The following is a 12929-nucleotide window of genomic DNA, read 5'->3' on the forward strand; positions in this document are numbered from 1 at the left end:
TGGATAATGGCTGCGTCGGCTGCGTGGGCCCGTGCTGTTGAGCGGAAGTTGATATTTATGAATATTCAGACCGACCCCCGCAAAATCGAGGAAGCAGTTGCCAATTTCCCGGCGGTCGCAGAGCAGCCAATTCGATCGAGCTATTTGCCGGAAGACCGGCTTCGCGCCCTCGGCGAGAGCCTGGCCCGCAACGAGCTGACGCAGTTCAGCGGGCTCGCGCCTTTCGATTTTCAGGCCCGGAACCGTGAAAACGCCGAGAAGATACTGGAAGTCTATCGCGCCACCAACGCTGCCCAGGCGCGCGGCGACGCCATAACGCCCGCCGCGCAGTGGCTTCTGGACAACAACTATCTGGTTGAGGAGACGATCTACCAGATCAAGCGCGACCTGCCGCGCCGGTTCTACCATGAGCTGCCGGTCATCAAGCTGCCCGATGGAACGAGCGTGCCGCGAGCGCTGGCATTGGCCTGGATCTACGTTGCGCACTGCGACAGCGCCGTATCGGCCGAAATGTTCAAAGTGCTGGTTGACGGCTACCAGTCCATCGAGCCGATGCGGATCGGCGAACTGTGGGCGCTGCCCTCGTTGCTGCGCTTCGTCCTGGTCGAAAATCTGCGGCGTCTCGCGGTGCGCGTGAACCGGGCCCATCAGATGCGCCAGATCGCCAATGACGTCGCCGATCGCGTCGTGGCCTCCGCCGAGGGGGACGACCGCCGCGCCATTTTGGCAAGCTATACGACGCATGCTCGTGACACCACCTTTGCGACGCAACTGCTCTACCGCCTGCGCGACGGCTCGCACAATTCCGGCAAGGCACTGGTGTGGCTGGAGGATCAGCTCGAAAAATCCGGCTCCGACGCGGAAGAAATCATCATCCGCGAACACCAGACGCTGTCCAGCGGCAATGTGACGACCGGAAACATCATTCGCGGCCTGCGGCTGATCAATGACGTTGACTGGACGCTCTGGTTCGAATCCGTCAGCCCCATCGATGCATTGCTGCGCAAGCGGGCGAATTTCACCGAACTGGACTTCCACTCGCGCGACCAGTACCGCAACACCATCGAGGAACTGGCGCGCCGCTCCGAGCTCACCGAATTCGAGGTCGCCGAGCGCGCGGTGAAGATGACGGAGAATCCCGATCTGGCTTGGGCCGATGCCGGCGCCGTGGGCGACAAGTCCAAGTGCAATGACATCGGCTTTTTTCTGGTCGGCTCGCGCCGCCGCGAGCTCGAGCAGGCGATCGGCTATCGCCCGACCGTTGCCGACGGGTTCATGCGGGCGTTCCGCGGAACGGGATGGCTGGGAATTGCCGTTCCGGTTCTGGCGCTGACGGTTCTGCTGCTTACGCTGACCGGATTCGCGCTTGCCGGCATCGGCCTGTCGAAGCCAGCCATCACCTTAATGCTCATCCTGTTCGCCGTACCGGCGAGCGAGGGCGCGATGGCGTTCTTCAATACCATCGTCCTTCAGTTCCTGAAGCCGACGCGGCTGATCGGCTATGAATTCAAGGCCGGCATTCCGGCCGAAGCCAAGACACTGGTGGTGGTACCGGCGCTGATCGATTCGCGCGACGACGTTGACGAGAACATCCGTCAGCTCGAAGTGCACCACCTGGCCAATATGCACGGCGCCATTCACTACGCGCTGTTGTCGGACTGGCCGGACAGCGATGCCGAGCAGACGCCCGGCGACATGGAAATCCTGGAATATGCCCGTGCCGAGATGGCGGAGCTGAACGCCCGGTATCCATCGCAAGGCGCGCCGCTTTTCTACCTTTTGCATCGCCGCAGGCTCTATAATCCGGCGCAGAAGACGTGGATGGGCTGGGAACGCAAGCGCGGCAAGCTGCACGAGCTCGACCTACTGCTGCGCGGCGACGGCGACACCACCTTCCTGCCGACCGATGCGCCCCTGCCGGAGGGCGTCGTTCATGTGATGACGCTTGATGCCGACACCAGGATGACGCGCGGCGCCGTCGCACGCCTCGTCGGCAAGCTCTGCCACCCGCTCAACCGGCCTGAATTCGATGCCGAGCGGCGGCGCGTGACTGCCGGCTACGCCATCCTGCAGCCGCGCGTGACCGCATCGCTGACCAGCGGTGACGATGCCTCTTTCTTCCAGCGGGTGTTTTCGGCCAATCGCGGCCTTGATCCCTACGTCTTCGCAGTGTCCGATCTCTATCAGGACGTGTTCGGAGACGGCTCCTTCACCGGCAAGGGGCTCTATCACATCGATGCCATGGAAACGGCGCTCACGGGGCGGATTTCGGAAAACTCCATCCTCAGCCACGACCTTCTGGAGGGTGCGCTGGCGCGGGCCGCACTCGTCACCGACGTCGAGGTGGTCGAGGACTATCCGACACGCTACGCGGTCGACGCCTCCAGGCAGCACCGGTGGGCAAGGGGCGACTGGCAGCTTCTCGGCTTCATCTTCGATCCGAAATCAGGCGTGCCGGCACTGTCGCGTTGGAAGATGGTGGACAATCTGCGCCGCAGCCTGACGCCGATCTTCTGGGTCATGGCCGCGATCGCCGGCTGGACGCTGCTGCCGTTCACCCAGGCCGCGCAATGGCAGGCGCTTCTGATCCTCAGCCTGTTCATGGCCCCGACATTCGATATCGTCAACGCGATCCTGCCGAAGAGCAGCGAAGCCACGGCGCGGGGGCACTTCAGCGCGCTCTGCCGCGACGTCGCCTTTGGTACGGCCATGGTGGTGCTGCGCATCGTTCTGATCGCGCACTCGGCCTGGATGATGGGCGACGCCATTGTGCGCACCATCTATCGGCTGTTCGTCAGCCGCCAGAACCTGCTTGAGTGGCGCACCGCCTCGCAGGCGCACAAGAGCGGCGGCAACGATCTGCTGTCCTACTACCGGATGATGCGGGGTGCCGTCGTCATCGCCATCGCCGGACTGGCGATACCGGTCGCCGCGGATTCCACCGGTAGCTTCGTTGCGTTCTTCTTCGCGATTTTCTGGGCCGGCTCGCCTGCATTCGCCTGGCTGATCAGCCGCTCGGCCGAAACCGAGGATCGCCTGCGTGTTTCCGAGCGCGACATCGACCGGCTGCGCGTCGTGGCACGGCGCACATGGGCCTATTTTGAAACCTATGTGACGGCCGACAACAATATGCTGCCGCCGGACAATTTTCAGGAAACGCCGACGCCGGTGGTCGCGCGCCGCACCTCGCCCACCAATATCGGCGTCTATCTCCTGTCGATCGTGTCGGCACGTGATTTCGGCTGGATCAGCCTTGCCGAGGCCACCGACCGTATCGAACAGACGCTGAGCACGGTGGAGCGCCTGCCGCGCTATCGCGGTCACCTCTACAACTGGTACGATACGGCGACCCTGCTGCCGCTCCATCCGCTTTACGTGTCGAGCGTCGACAGCGGCAATCTGGCTGGTCACCTGGTGGCGGTTGCCGCCGCCTGTCGCGAGTGGGAGGAAGCGCCCTCGGTCCATTTGCAGGGCGATTTCGACGGGTTGCTCGACAGTGTCGCCATCCTGGAAGAAAGCCTGAACGCGCTGCCCGACGACCGCCGGCAGCTTCGGCCGTTGCGTCAAAGGCTGCGCGACCGGATCGAGGGAATGCGACGGGCGGTCAACACCATCAAGGCGCAACCCGAGATGGCGTCGATCCGCACCATCAACCTGGCGGTGCTTTCCGGTGAAATCCGCAAACTCGCCGGCGCTATCCACAACGAGGTCGGCACCCAGCGCAGCGAGATCCTCACGGATTGGGCGGTTAAACTCGAGGCTGCTTGCGAAGCTCATGTGCATGACGCGCATAGCGACGAAAGCGCGATTGAAGCGCTGCGCGTGAGACTGGAGGGTTTGCGCGAAAGAGCCCGGCGCTTCGCCTTCGAAATGGATTTTTCATTTCTCATGCGGCGCGAGCGCAAGTTGCTGTCGATCGGCTACCGCGTGGAGGAACATCAACTCGACGAGGCTTGCTATGACCTGCTCGCCTCCGAAGCGCGACTGACCAGCCTGTTTGCCATCGCCAAGGGCGACATCCCGACAGAGCACTGGTTCCGGCTCGGCCGCCCGATTGTCGAGATCGGCTTCAGGGGCGCGCTGATGTCCTGGTCCGGTTCGATGTTCGAGTATCTCATGCCGCCGCTGGTGATGAAGGAGCCGCGCGGCGGTCTTCTCAACCAGACCAGCAAGCTCGTGGTCCGCAGACAGATTCAATACGGACGCTCGAAGGGGGTTCCGTGGGGCATCTCGGAAGCGGCCTACAATGGCCGCGACCGCGAAATGACTTATCAATATACGAATTTCGGGGTGCCGGGCCTCGGCCTGAAGCGCGGGCTCGGCCAGAACACCGTGATTGCGCCCTACGCAACCGTTCTGGCGGCGCAATTCATGCCGCGTGAGGCGGTTGACAACCTCAATAGGCTGCGCGCGATCGGCGGACTCGGCCGTTATGGCTACTATGATGCCGTCGACTTTACGCCGCAGCGCGTGCCGGAAGGCAGCGATCACGCCGTGGTCTATAACTACATGGCCCATCATCAGGGCATGTCGATCGTCTCGGTCGCAAATGCGATTTTCGAAGGCCGCATGCGCGACCGGTTCCACAGCGATCCGGTGATCGAGGCGGCGGAACTGCTGCTGCAGGAGCGGGCGCCACGCGATATTCCGGTCGCGACCGTCAGGACGGAAGCCGACGAGCGCGGCAAGACCGAACTGGTGGAACAGAGCCCGGATACGCGGCTGGTCGTCGATCCGGCCCACGCCCTGCGCTCGACCAATCTGATGTCGAACGGCCGTTATTCGGTCATGGTGACGGCAACCGGCTCCGGCTACAGCCGATGGAACGACCTTGCTGTCACCAGGTGGCAGTCCGATCCGACCGAGGACCGGCAAGGTACCTATCTGTTCCTGCGCGATACAAGCACCGGCGACTGGTGGTCGGCGACCACGGAACCGAAGCAGGCACCGGGCGAACATGCGCAGACCCTGTTCTGCGACGACAAGGCCACATTCATAAAGACCGTTGGCACGCTGCGGTCCGAGGTTGAATGCATCGTCGCGTCGGAAGGAAACGGCGAAGGCAGGCGCATAACGATTGCCAATGACGGCGTCGCCGACCGCTATATCGAAGTCACGTCGTTTGCCGAACTGGTGCTTGCACCGGAGGCCGCCGACAGCGCGCATCCGGCGTTCTCGAAGATGTTCGTGGAAACGGAAATTGCCGCAAACGGAAGCGCCATTTTCGCCACGCGTCGCAAGAGAGCGGCGAACGAACCGGATATCGCCGTGGCTCACTTTGTCACCGACGCATCCGGGCTCACCCGGGAAACCGAGGTCGAGACCGACCGCCGCACATTCATCGGCCGCGGCCGCAGCATAGCGGATGCCGCGGCTTTCGATGCCGATGCGAAACTTTCCGGCAGCGCGGGCTTCGTCCTCGATCCGGTGATGGCGCTGCGCCGCCGGGTCCGTGTTCCCGCCAACAAGAAGGTGTCGCTGACTTTCTGGACCATCGTCGGAGCCGATCGCGAAGAGGTCGAGGCCACGATGACCAGGCTCGACCACACCGAAAGCTTCTCGCGGCAAGCGATGCTTGCCTGGACGCGCTCGCAGGTGCAGACACGCCATTTCGGTCTGAGCCTGGCGGATGCCGCCAATGTGCAACGGCTTGCACGTTATCTGCTCTACCCCGATCCGTTCCTGCGCATGCCGGCTGAGACGGTCGCTTCCGGGCTGGGGCGGCAGTCCGCTTTGTGGCCGATGGCGATTTCCGGGGACTTTCCGATTTTCTGCGTGCGCATCAGCGATGTGGCCGACCTGGAGATTGTGGCGCAGGCGTTGCGCTTCCAGGAATACACTCGCGCGCGTGGGCTTCTCGCCGACCTCGTCATCGTCAATGAGCAGGCCTCGTCCTATGTTCAGGACCTGCAGCAGGCGATCGAGGCGCTTTGCGAGAACAGCCGTCTGCGTGGCAAGGAAATAGGGCCGCGCCAGCACATCTTCGCCGTGCGGCGCGATCTCATGGATGAGGCCTCCTACAAGACCCTGCTATCATCCGCCCGCATCGCGCTGCACACCCGCAACGGCACGATCTTCGACCAGATCGAGCGCGCCGAAACGGACGCATTGCAGGCCAGGGATTCACTGATCGCGATTGCCGGGGTTCCAGCGCTCGCGGCGGATGCGGATCGCGTTGCGACGCCGGCCCCGGTCGAGAGCGTCGCCGACGGCTCCGGGCTCGACCTATGGAACGGTTTCGGCGGCTTCGATCGCGACGGGCGCGACTATGTCGTGCGTCTGGGCGGCCGCCGCACGACGCCGCAGCCCTGGATCAATGTCGTCGCCAATCCATCCTTCGGCTTTCACACGTCGGCCGAGGGAGCATCGTTCACCTGGAGCCGCAACAGCCGCGACTTCCAGCTAACGCCTTGGTCCAACGATCCTGTAGGCAACCGGCCGGGCGAGGCGGTCTATATCCATGACCTCGCCACGGGCGAGGCGTTTTCGCCATTTGCGGCGGTTCTGCGTGATCCGGCGATTGTCTATGAAGCGCGGCATGGGCAGGGCACGAGCACGTTCAGCACGACACGCGCAAACTTGTCGGCGGAGCTCACGCAGGTCGTCGATCCAGTCGATCCGGTCAAGATTTCACGGTTGCGCATCCGCAATTCAGGGACCGTTGCGGCGAAGCTGCGCGTCTATGCCTATGCCGAATGGGTGCTCGGCAACAATCGCGCCAGGTCGGCTCCAACGATCGTGCCGTGGCGTGACAAGGCAACGGGCGCATTGCTGGCAAGCAACAGCTACAGCCTGGACTTCGGCGACCGGGTGGCGTTTTTTGCCACCGATGGCGATGCGCAGTCCGTGACGGTCGATCGCCACGAATTCATCGGCCATGGAACCGTCGAACACCCGCGTGCCGTCACCGGCGGCCTGACGCTTTCCGGCAAGGTCGAGGCCGGTCTTGATCCGTGCGCGGCAATGGCCCGCGACATCGAGGTGCCTGCCGGCGGCGAAATCTCGATGCTGTGGCTTCTCGGTGATGCCGGATCGGCCGAGGAGGCGGGCATCTTTGTCGATCGCCACCGCAGCCGCGATTTCGACGAACGCTTGGCCGAAAACGAAGGCAACTGGCGCGGTTTCCTCGACACCCTCCAGGTAAGAACGCCCGACAAGGCACTGGATGCCATGATCAATCACTGGCTTCCCTATCAAAGCCTGGCATGCCGCATTCATGCACGCTCGGCCTTCTACCAGGCGAGCGGGGCCTTCGGCTTCCGCGACCAGTTGCAGGACACCCTGGCGCTCCTGATGCACGACCCCAAGCTGGCGCGCGACCAGTTGCTGAATGCGGCCCAGCGGCAATTCCCCGAAGGGGACGTCCAGCATTGGTGGCTGCCGCGCACGGGTGCCGGCGTGCGAACCATCATCTCCGACGATGTGGTCTGGCTGGCATATGGCGCGGCACGCTATGTTCAGGTTACCGGAGACGTTTCGATATTGGAGGAGAAGCTTGCCTTCATCGAAGGTCAGGCGCTGCATGAAGGCGAGCATGACGCCTTCTTCATTCCGGAACAATCCAAGACCAAGGCACCGCTCTACGAGCATTGCGCGCGCGCTCTGGACTTGGCGATCGCCCGCACCAGCGAGCGGGGCCTGCCGCTGATCCTCGGCGGCGACTGGAACGACGGCATGAATCGCATTGGCGAGAGCGGCAAGGGTGAAAGTGTCTGGCTCGGCTGGTTCCTGTTGAAAACCCTCGGCGATTTCACGCCGCTGGCGCGGGCGCAAGGCGACACCAAGCGCGCGGCGAAATGGGACAAGCATGCCCGCACCCTGAAGCGGGCGCTTGAAAACGCCGCGTGGGACGGCGAATGGTACCTGCGCGGCAGGTTCGATGACGGCACACCGGTCGGCTCTCGTCGCTCGGACGAGTGCAAGATCGATTCCATCGCGCAGTCCTGGAGCGTTCTGTCGGGCGAGGGAGACCCCTCACGCTCGAAAACCGCCATGGATTCGGCGGTGAAAATGCTGGTCGACGACGAAGCACGGATCGTCAAACTGTTCACTCCGCCCTTCTCGGGCACGGAAAAAGACCCGGGCTACATAAAAAGTTACCCACCGGGCGTTCGTGAGAATGGTGGCCAATATACGCATGCGGCGACGTGGTTTGTCATCGCTTTGGCTGAAATGGGGCGAGCCGAAGAAGCCTATCGCTGCCTGAGCATGCTGAACCCGGTCAGTCATTCACTCGATGAAGCGGCCGCCGAGCATTATCGCGTCGAGCCCTATGTCGTCGCCGCCGATATCTATTCGGAGGGTGAAAAGGCCGGTCGCGGAGGATGGACCTGGTACACTGGTTCTGCCGGGTGGCTTTACCGTGCCGCCGTCGAGAGCATTCTAGGTATCCGCCGCGAGGGCGAGCGCCTTTTCGTCGATCCGGTTCTGCCCGGGAATTGGGATGGATACAGCGCGAGACTGAAGCTCGCCGACGCTGTCTACCATATCGAGGTCGTTCGCCGGAAAGGCACGAAAACGGCATTCATAGAGGTGGATGGCAAGCGCATTGAGGCACCCGGGCTCGATCTGGTCGGCAGCGGCGAAATCCTCGTGCGGGTAGCGATTCCGGGCTGAGACGGTCCGGACCTGGTTCTGCCGGTTCCGGTCGAATCTCCAGGTAAATCAGAGCGTTAGAATCAGCGCTCTACGCCTGGGCCCGGCCGCTGGCGAAACGTGCGCCGAGCGTTCGCGAAGACGCACAAAACAAGCGGAAGGATTGCGTTCGCGCCCCCTCGACAGTCGGGCTATTTCCACCAGAACGGGAAAAATCGCGGCGGATGAAAATATTTTCAGAATCCGCGAGCGCCGTAACTGACCGCCATGATTTCGCCGCAAGGGTGACATTTTTCCTTAAATCTCAATTTGTTACGTAATCACGACAGATTTCGTCCGGTTGTCGTATGTTGTTCGAAAAAGCGGAACTGAGCCTGTATGTGAGCATTGTCTTGCGGTGGCGTAGGCGATGCTTTCAACCGGTAACGGCACGCCACATAATTTTAAGATCTCACGAGGTGAGTTCCCGTGTCCTTGCTGGAAGTCTATTTTAGAGCGCTCCGGTATCTTGCTGCCGAAAAACAGCGCGTGATCTTCATCTGCGCCGCCAACATCGTCCTCGCTATTGTAACGATCGCCGAACCTATCCTGTTCGGGCGGGTGATCGATGCGATTTCGGACGAAGGCGAAGTTTTGCCGACACTTGCCCTGTGGGCGAGCCTCGGCGTGTTCAACATCGTCGCCTATGTGCTGGTGGCGCGCGGTGCCGACAGGCTGGCGCACTCGCTGCGCATCGGCGTGCTGTGCCGGTCGTTCGAACAGACCATTACCATGCCTTTGTCGTGGCACCATGAGCGCGGCACGTCGAATGCGCTTCACACGATGCTGCGCGCTGTCGAGACGCTGTTCAGCCTCTGGCTTGAATTCATGCGCCAACACCTCACCACCGCCGTTGCCTTGGTGCTGCTGGTGCCGACCGCGATTTCCCTCGATGTTCGCATGGCCGCGGTGCTGCTTGCGCTTGGTGCGCTCTACGTGCTGATCGGCCGTGTGGTCATGCAGAAGACCAAGGACGGTCAGGCCAAGGTCGAGGGGCATCACCATGACGTGCTCGCCCACGTGACCGACTCGGTGACCAATGTCGCCATCCTGCAAAGCTATAACCGCATCGGCCAGGAAACGCAGAAGCTGAAGGAGCATGCCCGCGATCTGCTCAAGGCGCAGTATCCCGTGCTCGACTGGTGGGCGCTTGCCAGCGCATTGCATCGGCTTGCCTCCACCATCTCGATGATGGTCGTGCTCATGATCGGGGCGTGGCTGGTTTCGCGCGGCGAGCTGCGCATCGGCGACATCGTGGCCTTCACCGGCTTTGCCGCTCTGCTGATCGGCCGTCTCGATCAGATATCGAATTTCGTCAATCAGATTTTCGAGGCGCGTGCCAAGCTCGAAACCTTCTATGAGCTGGAGGATTCAGTGGCCATTCGCACGGAACCGGAGGGCCTGCGCGAGCTTGAGAACGTGACCGGTCATGTCCGCTTCGAGAACGTCAATTTCGAATTCCCCAATTCGGGGCAGGGCGTGCGGGACATTTCCTTCGAGGTTCATGCCGGCCAGACTATCGCTATCGTCGGCCCGACGGGCGCCGGCAAGACGACGCTGATCAACCTGCTCCAGCGCGTCCATACGCCGGACCAAGGTCGCATCCTGATCGACGGCATGGACACACGCGGCGTCACGAAGAAGTCGTTGCGCCAGTCCATTGCTACGGTGTTCCAAGACGCGGGTCTGTTCAATCGCTCGATCGAGGAGAATATCCGCGTCGGTCGTGAGGATGCCAGCTATGGCGACGTGCATGCGGCAGCCGAAGCCGCCGCTGCGCAGGAGTTCATCCTGATGAAAAGCTCCGGCTACGACACCAAGGTCGGCGAGCGCGGCGGGCAGCTTTCCGGCGGGGAGCGCCAGCGCATCGCCATCGCGCGCGCCGTCCTCAAGAACGCGCCGATCCTGATTCTCGACGAAGCGACGAGCGCGCTGGACGTCGAGACCGAATCGCGCGTCAAGGATGCCATCGACTGTGTCCGCCAGGGGCGCACGACATTCATCATCGCTCACCGCCTCACCACTGTCCGTGACGCCGATCTGATCGTCTTCATGGACAATGGCCGCATCGTCGAGATGGGCGGTTTCAACGAGCTGTCGCAGACGAATGGCCGTTTCGCCGCGCTTCTGCGAGCTGGTGGCCTGCTCACCGACGAGGATGTGCGTCAACTCAGCCACGTGTCGCTGCACGAAGAGGCGGCCTGAGGCTTCGCGGGGCTCACCTGCGGCGAGCTCCCGCATTGCCGATTTCGCGTTGGCTGTCTAGTGTGGCCGCATGACTGAGACAGCCTCACGGCCGCGCCGCCTCTTGGACCTCGCCAATCCCACGCGCTTCATCGCGCTGGCCGATGCCGTGGTTCCGTGGCTGGCGGCAGCAGCAGCAATCTGCCTGGCCTTTGGCCTCTATCTGGGCTTCGCGGCGCCGGAGGACTATCAGCAGGGCATTACCGTCCGCATCATGTATATCCATGTGCCTTTCGCCTGGATCGCCATGATGTGCTATTCGCTGATGGCGATTTCGGCCCTCGGCACTCTGGTGTGGCGTCATCCGCTGGCAGACGTGTCCTTGAAAGCGGCGGCGCCGATCGGTGCGGTCTTCACCGCGCTGGCGCTGGTCACCGGTTCGATATGGGGCAAACCGATGTGGGGCACCTGGTGGGTGTGGGACGCTCGGCTGACCTCGGTGTTCGTGCTGTTCCTGATGTATCTCGGCATCATCGCGCTCACTCGGGCGCTGGACGATCCGGCTCGCTCGGCGCGCGCGGCCGCGATCATCACGCTGGTCGGCTTCATCAACATCCCGATCATCAAATTTTCGGTCGAGTGGTGGAACACGTTGCACCAGCCGGCCTCGGTGTTCAGGCTGGATGGCCCGACGATCCATCCAAGCTTGCTATGGCCGCTTCTAATCGTGGCGGTGGGCTTCACGGTGCTGTTTTTCGTGCTGCACCTGATGGCCATGCGAACCGAGATCATGCGCCGCCGTGTGATGGTGATGCGCTATATTGCAGCACGGCGTGCGGACAGGAAAAGTTCCTGAAATCACAGCGCTGAACGGCGCCCCCCGAAGCAGGGTCGAAGCTGCTTCAAAAAGCCTTGAAGGTCAGTGTGGTCAGCGAGCGCACAATGCCTTCGACATTGGCGATGTTCTCGTTGATGAACTTGCCGATATCGACGTCATCCTCGACATAGATCTTCATCAGCAAATCATAGTCGCCGCTGGTTGAATAAAGTTCAGATGCGACTTCGCGCTCATACAATTGATCGGCCACGGCATAGGTCTGGCCGGGTTTGCATTGTAGCTGGACGAATACGGTTTGCACGGGACCTCCGGTGGCTCTCGGATGATTTAGACTTGTTCCTATACGCCGAGCAATGTTCGCACCAGCCCGTGAGACGAGTCGGTCAGCCCATCGATGATATTGTAGTGATGGCGGCCAGGCTCCTCAACGCTCGACACGCGGACATCGAAACTGCTCCAGAGATTTTCCAGTAGCGCGTTCTGCCGCAGAAATTCCGGTCGCTCCTCCGCTCCGACCCAACAGGTAATATCCGTACCCGCGACAGGATCGAGAAGGGCAACGCTCTCGGCCCGCGCCTCAGCAGCATCAAGCCGCAGCATGGCGTTCATTTTGGTATTGATCAGGGGCCGCAGATCGTGAAGTCCCGAGATCGAGACGGTTTTGCGGATGCGCCCGGCGACTTCCGCGGCCAAGGGCGTCGTTGTCGTGCTCATCCGGCTGACGAGATGCCCGCCCGCGGAATGACCGGTAAGAAAGATCGGGCCGGCGATTTCGCGGGCAGCCGCGGCGATCGCCACAGCGATCTGCCTGGTTATATTGGAGATGGAGGCGTCGGGGCAGAGCACATAGGAAGGAACCGCGACAGCATAGCCATGCGCCAGCGATCCGGCCGCCAGATGCGACCACATGGACTTATCGCACGCGATAAAATAGCCGCCATGAACGAAGACCACGAGGCCCTTGGCTGTTCCTTCCGGCAAAAACAGATCGTAGCGGTTTCGCTCATGGTCGCCATAGGCGATATCCTGTCTCATCCTCGTGGTATGGAGAAGTTTTTCCCGAAACGCCGCGGCCTGCGCCGTCCAGCGGCCGACATAAGACTGGCCGTCGGGAATATGGGCAGCATTTGAATAGGCATCGTCCCAGTCTGTAATTTTCATCATGTCGCCGCTCGCTCCGAGGCGCGATGCACCGCGCGCGCTTTCGATCAATGATCACGCCGCGAGCACCCAATGCAAGGTGCTTTCGGATAATTTCAAGCTTGAAACTTCA

Annotated in this window: 5 protein-coding genes; 3 read left to right on the forward strand and 2 right to left on the reverse strand. The window is 62.0% G+C overall.

From position 1 onward, the window contains the following. Positions 1-57: 57 nt before the first annotated feature. From ACLKMW_RS02925 to ACLKMW_RS02935, 3 genes are all read left to right on the forward strand, one after another. Positions 58-8616, forward strand: a complete 8559-nt coding sequence (locus ACLKMW_RS02925) for a GH36-type glycosyl hydrolase domain-containing protein (RefSeq protein WP_415722880.1) — start codon at positions 58-60, stop codon at positions 8614-8616. Positions 8617-9063: 447 nt separating this feature from the next. Then, complete coding sequence (locus ACLKMW_RS02930; protein WP_415722881.1) at positions 9064-10839, forward strand: glucan ABC transporter ATP-binding protein/ permease; 1776 nt, start codon at positions 9064-9066, stop codon at positions 10837-10839. Between the two features lie 70 nt (positions 10840-10909). Beyond that, positions 10910-11674, forward strand: a complete 765-nt coding sequence (locus ACLKMW_RS02935) for a heme ABC transporter permease (RefSeq protein WP_415722882.1) — start codon at positions 10910-10912, stop codon at positions 11672-11674. Positions 11675-11720: 46 nt separating this feature from the next. On the opposite strand, the gene ACLKMW_RS02940 is transcribed toward ACLKMW_RS02935, so the two are convergent. Together ACLKMW_RS02940 and ACLKMW_RS02945 are read right to left on the reverse strand one after the other, a co-directional pair. Then, positions 11721-11957, reverse strand: coding sequence for an Lrp/AsnC ligand binding domain-containing protein (locus ACLKMW_RS02940; RefSeq protein ID WP_415722883.1), 237 nt, complete (start codon positions 11955-11957; stop codon positions 11721-11723). Between the two features lie 38 nt (positions 11958-11995). Next, positions 11996-12820, reverse strand: a complete 825-nt coding sequence (locus ACLKMW_RS02945; protein WP_415722884.1) for an alpha/beta hydrolase — start codon at positions 12818-12820, stop codon at positions 11996-11998. Positions 12821-12929 lie beyond the last annotated feature (109 nt).

Source organism: Borborobacter xinjiangensis (assembly GCF_047739745.1).
GTDB lineage: Bacteria > Pseudomonadota > Alphaproteobacteria > Rhizobiales > Rhizobiaceae > Pseudaminobacter.

What these genes read in the sequence shown, in the direction of transcription:
- ACLKMW_RS02945 (WP_415722884.1), bottom strand. Translation starts at nt 12,820, where the DNA reads ATGATGAAAATTACAGACTGGGACGATGCCTATTCAAATGCTGCCCAT.
- ACLKMW_RS02935 (WP_415722882.1), top strand. Translation starts at nt 10,910, where the DNA reads ATGACTGAGACAGCCTCACGGCCGCGCCGCCTCTTGGACCTCGCCAAT.
- ACLKMW_RS02925 (WP_415722880.1), top strand. Translation starts at nt 58, where the DNA reads ATGAATATTCAGACCGACCCCCGCAAAATCGAGGAAGCAGTTGCCAAT.